The organism is Streptomyces sp., from assembly GCF_019510245.1.
In the GTDB taxonomy this organism is placed as follows: Bacteria; Actinomycetota; Actinomycetes; order Streptomycetales; family Streptomycetaceae; genus Streptomyces.
On sequence record NZ_JAEKKT010000141.1, the window covers coordinates 102,691 to 117,756 of the forward strand.

The following is a 15,066-nucleotide window of genomic DNA, read 5'->3' on the forward strand; positions in this document are numbered from 1 at the left end:
CAGCCGAGGGTCTCAAGGGGCTTACGTGGCAAGGGAGTTCATCGTCGAGGCGGACGGCGGCTCCCGGGGCAACCCGGGGCCGGCCGGCTACGGCGCGGTGGTCGTCGACGCGGCGAGTGGCGAGACGCTGACGGAGGCGGCCGAATACCTCGGCGTCGTCACCAACAACGTCGCCGAGTACCGCGGCCTGCTGGCGGGCCTGCGCGCGGCCCACGCCCTGGACCCGGCCGCCAGGGTCCACGTCCGCATGGACTCCAAGCTGGTCATCGAGCAGATGTCCGGCCGCTGGAAGATCAAGCACCCCGACATGAAGCCGCTGGCGGCGGAGGCGTCCCGGGTGTTCCCGCCGGACCAGGTCACCTACGAGTGGATCCCGAGAGCCGAGAACAAACACGCCGACCGCCTGGCCAACGAGGCGATGGACGCGGGCAAGCGGGGCGAGCCCTGGTCGCCGACGCCGACTGCAGCGCCCCGTAAGGGGCGCGGGGAACTGCGCGACCAGCCCCCACTCACCGGCACTGTGACGACGACCGACGCACCCACCGCCACCTCCCGCGCCGCACGCAATCTCGCGACGGCACCTCAGCCGACCTCCGGCTGGGCGTCGCCAGACATGGGCGCCCCCGCCACCTTCGTCCTCCTCCGCCACGGCGAAACCCCCCTCACCCCCCAGAAACGCTTCTCCGGCAGCGGCGGCACCGACCCCGCCCTCTCCGACGTCGGCCTGGAGCAGGCGCGACGTGTCGCCGAGGCCCTCGCCCGCCGCGGCACGATCGAGGCGATCCTCGCCTCCCCCCTCACCCGCACCCGCCAGACCGCGGCGGCCGTCGCCGACCGCCTCGGCCTCGACGTCACGATCGAGGAGGGGATCAAGGAGACGGACTTCGGCGCCTGGGAGGGCCTCACCTTCGGCGAGGTCCGCGAGCGGTACCCCGACGACCTGACCACCTGGCTGGCCGACCCGTCGGCCCACCCCACCGGCGGCGGCGAGAGCTTCGCCGAGACCGCCGCCCGCATCGCGGCCACCCGCGACAAGCTGATCGCGGCCTACGCGGGCCGCACAGTGCTGCTGGTCACGCACGTCACGCCGATCAAGACATTCGTGCAACTCGCCCTCGGCGCCCCGCTCCAGTCCCTGTTCCGGATGGAACTCTCGGCCGCCTCGCTGTCCGCGGTGGCGTACTACGCGGACGGCAACGCGAGCGTACGGCTCTTCAACGACACGTCCCACCTGCGTCCCTGACCCCGGACCCGCCCCCGGGCCCGAGCCCGGTCCGCAGCCCCGCCGCGGCCCGGGCCAGCTCCCGAACCCGGTCCCAGTCCCCGGCGCCGACCGCGTCCGCCGGGACCATCCAGGTGCCGCCGACGCAGCCGACGTTGGGCAGGGCGAGGTACTCCGGCGCGTTGTCCGGGCCGATCCCCCCGGTGGGACAGAAGCGTGCCTGCGGCAGCGGACCGGCGAGCGACCCGAGGTAGGCCGTGCCGCCCGCGGCCTGCGCCGGGAAGAACTTCATCTCCCGCACCCCGCGTTCGAGCAGTGTCACCACCTCGGAGGCGGTCGACACCCCCGGCAGGTACGGCACCCCGGACGCGGCCATCGCCGTCAGCAGCCTGTCCGTCCAGCCGGGACTGACCAGGAACCGCGCCCCGGCCGCGACGCACTCCGTCACCTGCGCGGGCGTGAGGACCGTACCCGCACCGACCATCGCGTCCGGCACCGCGGCGGCGACGGCCCGGATCGCGTCGAGCGCGGCCGGCGTCCGCAGCGTCACCTCGATGACGGGCAGCCCGCCGTCCACCAGCGCCCGCGCCAGCGGTACGGCGTCGGCGGCGTCCTCGATCACGACGACGGGCACGACGGGCGCGAGGTCCAGCACGGAGGTGGGCATGGCGAACATCCTGCCGATGCGATGCAGAGCACGCAAAGGGCGTTGCGCATGTTGCAATGCAGCAGCGGGCGTGGGAGTGACGTCAGTGGACCTCGGTCACCAGCACGTCCAACGCCCACGGCTGTCCCGCCTTCGCGGGCGCCTCCGCCTCCACCTCGTAGCCCAGCTCCCGCAGCGCCTCCACCAGCTCAGCCGGACCGGCCGGCGCGATCCCGGCGGCCAGCAGGCTCCGCACCATCCGCCCCTTCGTCGCCTTGTTGAAGTGGCTGACCACCTTCCGCGTCGGCGCGTGCAGCACCCGCACGGTCGCCGTCCGCCCGGCCACCTCGCCCTTCGGCTTCCACGCGGCCGCGTACGCCGCCGACCGCAGGTCCAGCACCAGCCCCGTCCCGGCCGCCTGCGGCAGCACCTCGGCCATCGGCCCGCGCCAGTGCGCGCCCAGCGCGCCGAGACCCGGCAGCTTCACCCCCATCGAGCAGCGGTACGACGGGATCCGGTCCGTCACCCGGACCGCGCCCCACAACCCGGAGAAGACCAGCAGCGACCGCGCGGCCCGCCGCTTCGCGGCCGCGTCCAGGGAGGCCAGGTCCAGGGCGTCGTACAGCACCCCGGTGTAGATCTCCCCGGCCGGGCGGGTGCCCGCCGTCCGCAGCGCCGCGTTCTTCGCGACCTCGCCGCGCAGCCCCTCGCTCAGCCCGAGCACCTCGCGCGCCTTCTCCTCGTCACCGGCGCCCAGGTCGACCAGCTCCGCGAGCACCGCCTCGCGCGCCGCCGCCAGTCCCGGCAGGGACAGCGACTCGGGCTTCAGCGGGGCGCCACGGCCCGAGGGCGCCTTGCCTTCCGAGGGCGGCAGCAGGACCAGCACGGGTACTCCTCTTCACCGACGACGTTCATCATCAACGCTTCGCGCCAGCGTAAGGCGCCGGAGCGGTGCGATGTGACTACGCTCGTCCTATGCCCCGCCGCCACATCCGTGTCAAGGGTGCCCCCGAGGCTCCCCTCCGGGCCGCGCTCGCCGCCCTCCGGGCCGACCTCGGCGTCCCCGAGACCTTCCGGTCCGAGGTCCTCGCGGAGGCCGAGAGCACCGCCAGGTTCCCGGCCGTACCCGGCCACGACGCGACCGACATCCCCTTCTTCACGGTCGACCCGCCGACCGCGAACGACCTGGACCAGGCGATGCACCTGTCCCGGCACGACGGCGGCTACCGCGTCCGGTACGCCATCGCCGACGTCGCCGCCTTCGTCGTACCCGGCGGCGCCCTGGACTCCGAGGCGCACCACCGCGTCAACACCCTCTACTTCCCGGACGAGAAGGTCCCCCTGCACCCCGCCGTCCTCAGCGAGGGCGCGGCCAGCCTGCTCCCCGGCCAGACCTGCCCGGCCGTGCTGTGGACCATCGACCTGGACGGGGAGGGCCGGACCGTGACCGCCGACGTCCGCCGGGCCCTCGTCCGCAGCCGGGCCAAGCTCGACTACGCGGGCGTGCAGAAGCGGATCGACGAGGGAACCGCCGAGGAGCCCGTCGCCCTGCTCAGGGAGATCGGCGAGGCCCGCGAACGCCTGGAGGTGGCGCGCGGCGGCATCTCCCTCAACGTGCCCGAGCAGGAGATCGTCGAGTACGACCACACCTACGAGCTCACCTACCGCGCCCCGCTGCCCGCCGACGCCTGGAACGCCCAGATCTCCCTGCTCACCGGCATGGCAGCCGCCGACCTGATGCTGGCCCACGGCACCGGCGTGCTGCGCACCCTCCCGACCGCCCCCGACGGCGCGGTGGCCCGCCTGCGCCGTACCGCGCACGCGCTGCGCATCGACTGGCCGCACCACGTCTCCTACGCCGCGCTGATCCGCTCCCTGAACCCGCGCCGCCCCCGTCACGCGGCCTTCCTCCAGGAGTGCACCACGCTGTTGCGCGGCGCCGGCTACACGGTCTTCCAGGACGGCGTCCTCCCCTCGAACACCACCCACGCGGCCGTCGCCGCCCCCTACGCCCACTGCACCGCGCCCCTGCGCCGGCTGGCCGACCGCTACGCCTCGGAACTGTGCCTGGCGGCGGCCGCCGGCGAGGACCCGCCCGACTGGGTGCTGATGGCGCTGGACACGCTCCCCAAGCAGATGGCCGAAGGGGCGCGGCGCGCCGGTACGGTCGAGCGGGAGTGCGTCGACATCGTCGAGGCGGCCCTGCTCAAGGACCGGGTCGGGGAGGTCTTCGACGGGTGTGTGGTGGAGGTCGAGCCGCACCGGCCGACCGTGGGCAAGGTGCTGTTGCAGCAGCCCGCCGTGATAGGCCGGATCGAGGCCGCCACCCCTCTTCCGCTGGGCGAGCGGCTGCCGGTGCGGCTGACCGAGGCCGATCCGGGGACGACGAAGGTACGCTTCGCGCCCGCGTGAGCCGTCGTACGACGGCGCGGAGCCGCCGGACGCGAGCGAGCCTCAGGCGGCGACGAACCAGCGGGCCAGCACGTCGTCGAGGTCGGCCCCCCGGCCGTTCGAACCCTGGTTGCCCTCGTCCCGGTCGTTCCCGTCCGTGGCCCAGGCGACGAACCCGTCCGGCCGTACGAGGAGACCGGTCAGCTCCGGCCGACCCGGGCAGGCCGCGGTGACGACGTCCACCCGGTCGCCGTACGCCTCCGCGCGGGCGCGCAGCTTCGGGTCGTCGGCGAGGTCGAGGAGCAGGGCGCGGCCGTCGTGCAGGTGGTCGCCGAGCCGGGTGCCGTCGGAGAGCTCCAGGTCCGGGGCGCTCCGCCCGGTCAGCGGGTGGTCTCCGGGCAGGTCGTAGTGCTGCCAGACGCCGGAGATCTGCTTGACGAGGTACGTCGTCCCGGTCGTCGTCAGCGCGAGGTCGGTGACCACCCGGCGCAGGGCGCGGGCGTGCCGGTCGGGGCGCATCACGGCGATCTGGGCGCGGGTCCAGTCCAGCACCCAGGCGCCGATCGGGTGCCGTTCGGCGGTGTAGCTGTCGAGGAGGGAGCCGGGGGCGGCCCCGCGCACCACGGCGGCCAGTTTCCAGCCGAGGTTCATGGCGTCCCCGAGCCCGAGGTTGAGCCCCTGCCCGCCGAACGGCGAGTGCACGTGCGCCGCGTCCCCCGCGAGCAGCACCCGGCCCTTGCGGTAACCGCTCGCCTGCCGGGCGTTGTCGGTGAACCGGGTCGAGGAGTGCACCTCGTGGATGGTCACCTCGGCCACGCCCGACACCCGGCGCAGGGCGGCCTGCAGCTCAGCGGCGGTGACGGGAGCGGAGCGGTCGGCGGGCGGCCCGTCGAACTCGACGGTGAGGATCCGGCCGGGGAAGGGCCCGTTGACGTACGTCCCCACGTCGGTGGTGTTCCACCCGGCCCCGAGCCGCTCGCCGCCGCTCATCTCGACGACCGCCTGGTACCCGGTGATCTCCGGCTCGGTCCCGGGGAAGCCGAACCCGGCGAGCTTGCGGACGGTGCTCCGCCCGCCGTCGCACCCCACCAGCCAGCCGGTGCGGACGGTGTGGTCACCGCCGAGGCGTACGGACACCCCCTCGTCGTCGGCGTCGAAACCGGTCAGCTCCACGCCCCGGCGCACCTCGACACCGAGCCGCTCGGCGCGGGCGCCCAGGATCCGCTCCAGCTCCACCTGCGGCACACCGAGGCCGACGCCGTCGGCGGGACCGATGTCGGCGAACGCCGGGTCGGAGCCGTCGAACAGGTCACCGCGCATCATGATCCCGGCGAAGTGCCCGGCGAACTTCGGGGGAGTCCGGGGCGCGTCGGCCCCGTCGGCCCGCTGCTCCCGGTCCCGGTCACCGAGGAAGGCCCGCATCCGCCACCGGTTCCGCTCCCAGGCCGCCGCGAGCTCGGGCAGCAGTCCGCGCCGGTAGAGGCTCACCGCGCCGGCCGTGTTGATCCCGCCCGCCTTGATGGTCTCGTCCACCTCGGCCAGCCGCTCCACGACCAGCACCTCCGCGCCGCCGAGCCGCAGCTCGCCGGCGAGGAAGAGCCCGACGGGCCCGCCGCCGACCACCACCACGTCGTAGTCCGTGCCGTTCGTGTCGTCCTTGCCGTTGCTGCTGTCTGCAGTCGTCATGCTCTCGCTCATGATTTCACTGTAGTCACTAAAACTTTCGAGCGGCTATAGTTTTCTCGTGATCGAGGAGAACAGGCCAGGCGGGCAGCGGGAATCCCTGCGGGAGCGCAAGAAGCGGGAGACGCGGCAGCGGATCTCGAACGTCGCGACGGTGATGTTCCGGGAGCACGGCTTCGACCGGGTGACCGTCGCGGAGGTCGCGCGGGCGGCCGGGGTGTCGGCGATGACCGTGTTCAACTACTTCCCGCGCAAGGAGGACCTGTTCCTCGACCGCATCCCGGAGGCCGTCGCGGCCTTCGCCGGCGCGGTACGGGACCGAGCGCCCGGCGAGGCCCCGCTCGCGGCGCTGCGCCGCCTGGCCTTCCGTTTCATCGACACGCGGCATCCGCTGGGCGGGGTGGGGGAGAACTTCGGGGGCTTCTGGCCGGTCGTCGCCGACTCGCCGGCGCTGCGGGCCCGGGCCCGTGAGGCGGTCGAGGAGGTGGAGCGGGCGCTGGCCGGGGCGCTCGCCGAGGCCGGGCTCGCCGACCCGGAGCTGGTGGCGGCCGTGACCGTGGCCGCGTACCGCTCGGTGTGCGTCACCTCGGTGAGCCGTCAGCTCGCGGGCGACCCGTTCGCGGAGATCGTCGAGGACCACCGGCGGCGGATGGGGGCGGCGTTCGACGCGCTGGAGCGGATGGTGGGGTAGCTGCCGGTCCTTGTTGGCGCGCGGTGGCCGCCCGTCCTTTTCGGGCGTGGGTAGCCGCCCCTCCTCCTTGACGGCTAACACCGTTAGCCCTACAGTCATGGCTAACGGCGTTAGCTGACTTGCCCTGGAGGCAGCCATGACCAGCACCACGAACGTCACCCCCGCCCTCCGCACCGCCGCCACGGTGGCCCGCCGCACGGCCTGGCTGGCCGCCGCCCTGTTCTGGACCGCGTTCGCGGTCCTGGAGGGCGTGAACCACGGCTGGCTCGCCGGCGCCCTCGCCCTGCTCTTCCTGCTCCTCCCCGACCTCACCTTCCTGGTCGCGCTCGACGAGGCGCCCCGGATGGCGAAGGGGCAGTTGCCGCCGCGCGCGGTGCCGTACTACAACGCGATGCACCGGGCGCTGGTCCCGCTGGCGCTGCTGGTGGTCTACGCCTTCGCGCCGTTCGCCTGGCCCCCGGCCTTCGCCGCGCTGTGCGGCTGGCTGGCCCACATCTCGTACGATCGCGCCTTCGGATACGGACTGCGGACGACGGAAGGCTTCCAGCGTGGCTGACGGGACTGATGTGACTGACCGGCTGACGCCGAGGGCGCGGGAGATCGTGGCGGCGGCCCGGGAACTGCTGGAGGAGTCCGGACCCTCCGTCCTCACCATGCGCACCATCGCCGACCGCCTCGGCATCAAGGCACCGTCGCTCTACAAGCACTTCCCCGACAAGCACGCGGTGGAGGTCGAACTGACCGCGCAGATGCTGGAGGAGTCGGCCGAGGCGCTGGAGGCGGCGGCGGGGGAGTCCTCCGGCTCCCTGGACGCGCTGGCCAGGGCGTACCGCACCTACGCCCTGGCCCACCCCCACCTCTACTGCCTCGCCACGGAACGCCCCCTCCCGCGCACCGCGCTGCCCGCCGGCCTGGAGGACCGGGCCGCCCTCCCGCTCCTGCGAGCCTGCGGCGGCGACCGGGACCTGGCCCGCGCCACCTGGGCGTTCGCCCACGGCATGGTGGTCCTGGAGATCCACGGCCGCTTCCCGGCGGACGCCGACCTGGACGCGGCATGGAAACGGGGCCTGAAGGCGTTGCACCCTTAGCCAGGGGGGTACCGAGGATGGCTGAACACGCACGGTGGACAAGAGCACGGCTGGGCCGCTGCGGCCCGTCGCTCGACATGCTGACGGCCCGCTTCGACAAACACGTGTACGCCCCGCACACGCACTCCGAGTTCTCGATCGGGGTGACCGTGGGCGGCGCCGAGGTGATCGCCTACCGGGGCGGCCACATCCACACCGGACCCGGCGCGATCGTCGTCCTCGCCCCCGGCGAGATGCACACCGGCGGACCGGCCACCCCGACCGAGGGCTACGCCTACCGCGCCCTGTACGCGGACCCGTCCCTGCTGGCGGACGGCACGCTGGACGCCGTACCGCACTTCCGGGACCCGGTCGTCGACGACCCGGAACTGACCGCGGCCATCCGCCAGGCCCACACCGACCTGGCCGCCTGCCCCGACCCCCTGGAGGCCGAGACCCGCCTCCCCTGGCTGCTGACGGCCCTGTCCCGCCGCCACTCCACGGCACGACCGGCGCGGGACGAGATCCCCGGCGCCCACGGCATCTCCCTGCTCGTCCGGGACCGCCTCGCCGACGAACTCACCTGCCCGGCTGGCGACGATGGCCTCGGCACCGAAGAGGCCGGCACGCCCGGTAACATGGTCGACACGGCAGACGAGCCGGGCGGACGGCCGCGTGGAGTCCCCTTGACGGGGGCTTCCCGAGGAACGTCCGGGCTCCACAGGGCAGGGTGGTGGCTAACGGCCACCCGAGGCGACTCGCGGGACAGTGCCACAGAAAGCAAACCGCCGGGGGTCTCGACCCTCGGTAAGGGTGAAACGGTGGTGTAAGAGACCACCAGTGCCCAGGGTGACCTGGGCAGCTAGGTAAACCCCACCCGGAGCAAGGTCAAGAGGAGCGCTGTAAAAGGCACTCTGCGGGGACGTTCGAGGGCTGCCCGCCCGAGCCCCCGGGTAGACCGCATGAGGCCGGTGGCAACACCGGCCCTAGATGGATGGCCGTCGCCTCGGCTCCCGCGAGGGACCGGGGTACAGAACCCGGCGTACAGCCCGACTCGTCTGCCGCTTCTTGCGGCTTTGCCTGAGTAAGCGTCTCTGAACTGGGACGGAGGCCCGCGTGAGCGGCGAGAAAAACATTCCGTAGTTAACGCTTCACGCATTGGTGAGCTGACCATAGAATTCCCCGTCTAGGGGGGATCAGCGGGACTTGTGCGGCCACCAGGACAGTACTGTGGCCGCGCTTTGCGTTGGCGGCGCAGGGGACTGCCGTCGGCGCCGGTGCTCCGTTGGCCCGGAAGCGACAACATCAGGGGCCAGCGTGACGGACTCGCGTGACTTCGGGGGCAGCCAGGAACTCGACCGCCTCAAGGCGATGCTCGAGAACTGGCGCACCTCTCTGGTGGACCTGAGCGGCCGTAACCGGCTGCTCAATTTTCGGCACACCAAGTCGGCGACACTGGAGATCTCGACCCCGTCCGCACAGGAGCTCGTCGAAGGCCTGGCCCGCGGCTGGGACTTCGCGCCGCTCCCGGACGAGGAACCGGAGGCAGGCGAGGGCATGCGACCCGGTGATGTGGTCCTGGCGAAGAAGGGCGACCGCACCGACGGAATCGTCACCCAGAAGACCACCGCCCCTGCTCTTCTGCGCGCGTTGAACAGCCTGCGAGCCAAAGCGACGCAGGTCTTCAACGACTATGGCCTGTGGACCCTCAATCTCGGCGTCGGCATGCTCCGCTGGCGTGAGGACGGCGCTGAGACGGGCAGTGATGCCCCGCTGGTCCTGATGCCGGTGGTCGTAGAGCGTGCGCGCAACGGCCGGATCCGCCTCAGGGCGAGCGACGACGAGGAACCGCGCCTCAACCCGGCCTTGAGGGTGAAGCTGGAGCAGTTGCATGTCGACTGGACACCGGTGGGCGAGCAGGACCCTTCGGATCTGCAGGCAGTGCTCTCGGCTGCGGCTCGCGCGGTGGCGGGCAAGGCCGGATGGCAGACCTCCGACCGTGTGGTACTCGCGCTCTTCGCCTCCCACAAGGAGTCGATGTACCAGGACCTGCTGGACAACGAGGATCGAGTCCTCGGTAGTGACCTCGTACGGGCCATGGCTCTCGGTCCGGACTCCGGACTCGCCTCCGACCGTTTCGACTTCGAGGAGATCGAGCTCGACCGGATCGACGAACTGAGCCCGCCCGAGAACAGTCCGTTGGTGCTTGACGCCGACGCCTCCCAGCGGCAGGCCGTCGCCGCGGCCGTGGCTGGACAGTCCTTCGTGCTGGACGGGCCGCCCGGCACCGGAAAGAGCCAGACGATCACGAACATGATCGCCGGTCTGATGCACGCGGGCCGGAGCGTGTTGTTCGTCAGTGAGAAGGCGGCGGCCCTGGATGTCGTCCTCGACCGGCTGAAGTCGGTCGGACTCGACTCGTACGCGCTGGCCCTCCACAGCCACAACACCAGCCGTAAAGCGGTGGCCCAGGAGTTGGGGCGGGCTCTCGCGGAGGAGCCGCGCGCACCGCAGCTGTCATCCCAGACCCTGGCCCAGGCCAGGGAACTGCGCCTCGCGCTCAGCGACTACGCCGAAGCGATGAACGAGGTCCGCGACCCGCTGGGGCGGACCCTGCACGACGTGCTCGGCCGGGTCGGCCAACTGTCCGAGGCGCCGGTGGCCTATCTGATCCGTGGCGACGACACGCCCACGGGGGCAGGGGCGACGTTCCGCGCTGAGACGCTCAGTGACGAGGACCTGCGCCTGATCGTCGAGGCCACGAAAGCCATCTCCGAGGCTTGGGAGGCGGTCGCCGATCCGTCGTTCCCCTGGCGTGACCTGCAAGCCGGCCTGCCGCATCCCCGTCCTGTGCTGGAGCAGGCGCAGGCGGCGCGGGACGCGCTCGCGACGGCGGTCGACCGGTACCGGGATCTCGCGCCCGGGGGAGTGGCCGTCACGGACCAGAGCGGAATCGACCGCCTGGTCGCGCTCCTGCGGCTGCTCGACGTGCGGAGTCCGGTGCCGGAAGCGTGGCTGACCACGGACACCTTCGCCGACGAGGTGGACGACCGGATCGACGCCTTCCTGGCGGAACTGCGCAAGGTGCAGCGTACGAGCAGTGCCGTCCGCGCGGCGGTGGGCGAGCGTTGGCAGGAACTGTCCACCAGGCTGACGGCTGAGCTGGGGGAAGCCGAGAAGGCGCTCTCGGCGATGGTGCCGCGCGGCCTCGACCTCGCCGGACTCACGGAGGAACGAGCGCGACAGCTCGCCGGGGAGTTCGACGACATCGCCGGTGTGCTGGAGCGGACACTGCAGAGCCTCACCGGTGTCAGCCGCCTCACCGGGCTCACGAACCCCGGTAGCCCCGAGGAAGCCCGTCATCTGTGCGACGTGATCGCCGTGGCCGGCACCGAACACCGCCCTCTCGAAGAGTGGCTGGTCCCTGAAGGCCCCGTGCGGGCTGAGGAGGCGGCGGTCGGGGCCACCGCCGACGCACTGAGAGACTTCTTCGCACGACGGGACCAGGTCCTCTCCGCCCAAGCCCTCGCGGTGGGCCACGCGGGCCCGGGGTGGGCCGAACTACGTCGGGAAATGAGCGCCGAGCCACCGGCGAACGAGCAGGCCCTCGCCGCACTGGAGCCGCCTGGCACCGGCATCGCCTCGTTGACCGGCCGCGAGGCCACGGAACTGGCCGAGCGGTTCGACACGCTCGCCGGCACCCTTGAGGCGGCCGTCGAGCACGCCGACTCGGTGGCCGAGCGCCTAGGGTGCGATCGGCCGAAGGCGACGTCCGAGGCGGAGGACCTGGCCACCCTCGTGGAGCTGGCCACAGCCGCGGACCGCACGCTCGAAGCATGGCTCGATCCCCGAGCACTTCCCGGTGTCCAGGCAGCCGTCTCGGAGATCACCGCGGCTGCCGAAGACCTGGCTGCCGCGGAAGAAGCGGCACACGGCACCTTCCTGCCCGAATTCGTCTCCACGCCCGAACTGCCCGAAGCAGTCCAACGACTCATGGAGGGCCGCCAGGGACTCGTCGGCATGCTGTCCACTGGCATCCGGGCCGACCGGAAGCTCGTGGCTGGGCTGACGCGCGGCGGCTCGTGGCGCGGTGAGCTGTACGACAAGCTGCCACTCGCCGATGCCTGGTGCACCGCTCACCGGAAGCTGCGGTCGCTGGCCACGACCCACGCCGAGCTGCTCGGCCGCTACCGGGGCAATGCGTTGCCCGACGTCCCGGAACTGCGCAAGGCACTCGCGCACGCCGAAGCGATTCACGCACTCGCGCCGGAGACCGTCGCCGACCCCTACCGCCGGAGTCTGCTCGCCACGCACCTGGCCGACGACCGAGAGCCGCACCCTGCACTTGTCGAGCAGGGAACGGCGCTACGCAGCGATCTCGCCACCTGGCGAAGGAATCTGGACAAGCCGTCGCTGGCACCACACGCGGCCGACCTCACCAAGCAGCCGCTCGACGCCGCCGCCCGCTGGCTGCGCGCCCACCTCGCCCCATTGCGGCAGGCCGTCGCGCTGCTGGACGCCGTGGTCTCAGTCGGTCGCCGGGACAGTGGCCCCGGTTCCGGGTACACGCTCGCCTCCGCGCGCACGGCGGTCACGGCCGCGCAAGCGGCACAGAAGGAGACCGCCGCGTTCGCCGCTCGGGCGGTAACCGACCGTGACCTTCTCGGCCCCTGGTACCAGGGCCCCGACACGCAGGCGGACGACCTGCACGACGCCCCGCCCAACGGCCTGACGGGCTACGAGGCCATGGGGCAGCTCCTGCGACACGGCCTTGACCTGACGCGACAGCAACCGGGTCCGTACGCCGGGGAACAACAACTCGGGTTGCTGGGCCCGTACGCTCCGGCAGGGCACCTTCGCACCGAGGCTCTGCGGGCCGCTTTGGACTCCGCCCAGCTGGTCGCCCGTCTGGCACCCGACGCGCTCACAGAACCAGCGCGCCGGGCCAGCCTCGTAGACGTACTGGCCGACGGCCGGCCCGAACCGCTTGAACTCCTCGTGCGGACCGACCAGATCCGCCATGACCTGGACCTGTGGCAGGAATACACCGGGCAATCCCACCTCGCGATGGTCGGCACGGTACTTGCCGCGCACCCCCTCGAACCGGCGGCGAGCTGGCTTCGCGCGCACGTGGAGCCCTTCGAGGACGCGGCCGACCTCATCCGCTCGACCGCCCGCGTCATGGACGAGGAGACGGGCCTCACTCTGTCGCGGGCCAGGGAAGCGGTGGCCGCTGTCGTCTCCGCCCGCGCCGCCGAGTCCTCATTCGCGGAGAACGACGCCACATACCGAAGCCTTCTCGGTGCTCTCTATGAGAGCACCGAGACAGACCGCGACGCGATCCTGGATGCCCTGGACTGGGCCCAGAAGGTCCGTCGAACTGCACATGGCGGACACTCCGCGCCCCTGTCGCAAACGGCGGCCCGGCTGATGCTGGCCGCGTCGGCCGATGCGTCCGTCGCGGCACGCGCCGGTGACTGGAGCCGTCAGCGCGAGGCACTTGCCGGGCACTTCGAGCCTGAGCGGGCTGAGGAGCTGCGACGCGAACTCGCCGAATCCCTCACCGCGGCCCGGTCCGTCCTGTCCCGCCTCGACCGCGACCCCTTCGGCCCGGAAGCCTGGACCAGCTGCGCCGACGCGCTGACCCGGCTGCGCCGCTACCACCTCGACGGGCTGCCCGACCAGCTCGCGCGTCGCGAGGTATCCGCCGAGGACTTCCCCGCCGCCATGGAACGTGCGGTGCTCACCGCGTGGGTCGAGCACCAACTCGCCACCGACCAGCGGCTGAAGCCGATGCGGGCTGTGGAACGCGACCAGTTGGTGGAGCGCTTCCAGAGGGTGGACCAGGACCTGGTGGCGGCGGCACACGCCGAGGTCATCGCGGCGTGCAACGCTCGCCGTCCACGCCGGACAGCGGTGGGCCAGGCCGCCGTGCTCCGCCGCGAGTCCGAGAAACAGCGTCGCCACATGCCCGTACGGCACCTGCTGCAGCAGACCCGCGACGTCGTACGACTGGTCAAGCCCTGCTTCATGATGAGCCCGCTGACGGTCAGCCAGTTTCTGCCGCCGGACCTCGAGTTCGACGTCGTCGTCTTCGACGAGGCGTCCCAGGTGCTGCCCCAGGACGCAGTGAACTCCGTCTACCGAGGCAAGGCCCTCATCGTGGCGGGTGACCAGAAGCAGCTTCCGCCGACCTCGTTCTTCACCGCGGCCGGCGACAGCGACGACGGCGACGAATGGGACGAGGACGCCATCGACGGCTTCGAGTCGATCCTCGACATGTGCAAGGCCAGCGGGGTCCTGCGCGGGCTGCCCCTGCGCTGGCACTACCGCAGCAGGCACGAGAACCTGATCGCCTTCAGCAACCACGACTTCTACGACAACTCCATGGTCACTTTCCCGGGCGCGCTGGAACAGGGGCCGGACATCGGCGTGGCGTTCATCAAGGCGGACGGCGTCTACGACCGCGGCGGGAACAGCGACAACCCCCTTGAGGCCGCCAAGGTGGCCCAGCGCGTCATCCACCACTTCGACACCCGCCCCGAGCACACCCTCGGCGTCGTCGCACTGTCGAAGGCACAGGCGGAGGCGATCGAGGAGGCGGTGCAGAAGGCCAGGGCGGCCCGCCCGGACCTCGACCACCACTTCACGGAAGGCCGCCTCGACGGGTTCTTCGTCAAGAACCTCGAGACCGTCCAGGGCGACGAGCGTGACGTCATCATCCTCTCCATCGGCTACGGTCCCGACCACCGGGGCAAGCTGCTGTCGACCTTCGGGCCCATCAACAGGGAGGGTGGCTGGCGACGCCTCAACGTGGCCGTGACCCGGGCCCGGCGCCGCATGGAGGTCATCGCCTCTTTCCACGGAGGCGACCTGCCCGACAGTGCCAACAAGAGCGTGCAGCACCTCAAGCGGTACCTGCAGTACGCCCAGCACGGTCCTGCGGTCCTCCAGACGGAGGCCGCCGCTCCGGCCGCCGCTCCGGAGAGCCCCTTCGAAGAGGAGGTCATCGACGTCCTGCGCGGGTGGGGATACGAGGTCCAGCCGCAGGTCGGTGTCGCCGGTTTCCGCATCGACATGGCGGTACGGCACCCGGGCGCGCCCGGCACGTACGCGTTGGGCATCGAGTGCGACGGCGCCATGTACCACTCCTCGCGGGCGGCGCGGGACCGTGACCGGCTCAGGGAGGCGGTCCTGCGGGACCTGGGCTGGAGGCTCCACCGGATCTGGGGCACGGACTGGTACCGGAACCGCCGGGATGCGATGGCGCGGCTGCGGGCTGCGGGCTGCGGTGGAGGCGGCCTGTGCGGAGGACCCTCATGCGGTGCGAGTGACGCCACCGACAGGGGTGGTCGGTAGCGTCGGC

Annotated in this window: 9 protein-coding genes, 1 other RNA gene and 1 pseudogene; 8 read left to right on the plus strand and 3 right to left on the minus strand. The window is 72.0% G+C overall.

Annotated elements, in window-relative coordinates:
• The first annotated feature begins 25 nt into the window (after nt 1–25).
• A complete protein-coding gene (locus JF597_RS23440) occupies nt 26–1,243 on the plus strand; it encodes a bifunctional RNase H/acid phosphatase (RefSeq protein ID WP_293997989.1) in 1,218 nt (405 codons plus the stop codon).
• Here JF597_RS23440 and JF597_RS23445 read toward each other — a convergent pair.
• Entirely contained in the window at nt 1,215–1,889 is a 675-nt protein-coding gene (locus tag JF597_RS23445) for a bifunctional 4-hydroxy-2-oxoglutarate aldolase/2-dehydro-3-deoxy-phosphogluconate aldolase (RefSeq protein ID WP_293997992.1), read from the minus strand. The two genes, JF597_RS23440 and JF597_RS23445, sit on opposite strands and share 29 nt — an antisense overlap.
• An 82-nt stretch (nt 1,890–1,971) precedes the next feature.
• On the minus strand, nt 1,972–2,754 hold the full coding sequence (gene yaaA / locus JF597_RS23450) for a peroxide stress protein YaaA (protein WP_293997994.1): 783 nt from the start codon (nt 2,752–2,754) through the stop codon (nt 1,972–1,974).
• A gap of 89 nt (nt 2,755–2,843) precedes the next feature.
• Here yaaA and JF597_RS23455 point away from each other — a divergent pair, with 89 nt between their 5' ends.
• Nucleotides 2,844–4,280 carry an RNB domain-containing ribonuclease gene (locus JF597_RS23455; RefSeq protein ID WP_293997996.1) on the plus strand — a complete coding sequence of 479 codons (1,437 nt, stop codon included), beginning with the start codon at nt 2,844–2,846 and terminating at the stop codon, nt 4,278–4,280.
• 42 nt (nt 4,281–4,322) lie between these two features.
• Here JF597_RS23455 and JF597_RS23460 read toward each other — a convergent pair whose 3' ends face one another.
• The gene (locus JF597_RS23460) at nt 4,323–5,945 is read right to left on the minus strand and encodes an FAD-dependent monooxygenase (protein ID WP_293998030.1); all 1,623 of its coding nucleotides are present in this window, start codon (nt 5,943–5,945) and stop codon (nt 4,323–4,325) included.
• Between the two features lie 58 nt (nt 5,946–6,003).
• Here JF597_RS23460 and JF597_RS23465 point away from each other — a divergent pair, with 58 nt between their 5' ends.
• The 6 genes and pseudogenes from JF597_RS23465 to JF597_RS23490 all read left to right on the plus strand — a co-directional run bounded on the left by JF597_RS23465 (nt 6,004) and on the right by JF597_RS23490 (nt 15,059).
• On the plus strand, nt 6,004–6,633 hold the full coding sequence (locus JF597_RS23465; protein ID WP_293997998.1) for a TetR/AcrR family transcriptional regulator: 630 nt from the start codon (nt 6,004–6,006) through the stop codon (nt 6,631–6,633).
• Nucleotides 6,634–6,769: 136 nt separating this feature from the next.
• Nucleotides 6,770–7,189 carry a DUF4260 family protein gene (locus JF597_RS23470; RefSeq protein WP_293998000.1) on the plus strand — a complete coding sequence of 140 codons (420 nt, stop codon included), beginning with the start codon at nt 6,770–6,772 and terminating at the stop codon, nt 7,187–7,189.
• A 10-nt stretch (nt 7,190–7,199) separates the two neighbouring features.
• On the plus strand, nt 7,200–7,721 hold the full coding sequence (locus JF597_RS23475) for a TetR/AcrR family transcriptional regulator (RefSeq protein ID WP_293998033.1): 522 nt from the start codon (nt 7,200–7,202) through the stop codon (nt 7,719–7,721).
• Nucleotides 7,722–7,738: 17 nt separating this feature from the next.
• Nucleotides 7,739–8,281: pseudogene (locus JF597_RS23480) on the plus strand (AraC family ligand binding domain-containing protein); the annotation flags it as partial.
• 74 nt (nt 8,282–8,355) lie between these two features.
• Nucleotides 8,356–8,761, plus strand: an RNA gene (rnpB, locus tag JF597_RS23485) — RNase P RNA component class A.
• A gap of 256 nt (nt 8,762–9,017) precedes the next feature.
• On the plus strand, nt 9,018–15,059 hold the full coding sequence (locus JF597_RS23490) for a DUF4011 domain-containing protein (RefSeq protein ID WP_293998002.1): 6,042 nt from the start codon (nt 9,018–9,020) through the stop codon (nt 15,057–15,059).
• Nucleotides 15,060–15,066 lie beyond the last annotated feature (7 nt).

Bases quoted from the DNA above. Each gene is read 5' to 3' on its own strand.
- JF597_RS23445 (WP_293997992.1), bottom strand. From the start codon at position 1,889: ATGCCCACCTCCGTGCTGGACCTCGCGCCCGTCGTGCCCGTCGTCGTG.
- JF597_RS23455 (WP_293997996.1), top strand. From the start codon at position 2,844: ATGCCCCGCCGCCACATCCGTGTCAAGGGTGCCCCCGAGGCTCCCCTC.
- JF597_RS23460 (WP_293998030.1), bottom strand. From the start codon at position 5,945: ATGACGACTGCAGACAGCAGCAACGGCAAGGACGACACGAACGGCACG.
- JF597_RS23470 (WP_293998000.1), top strand. From the start codon at position 6,770: ATGACCAGCACCACGAACGTCACCCCCGCCCTCCGCACCGCCGCCACG.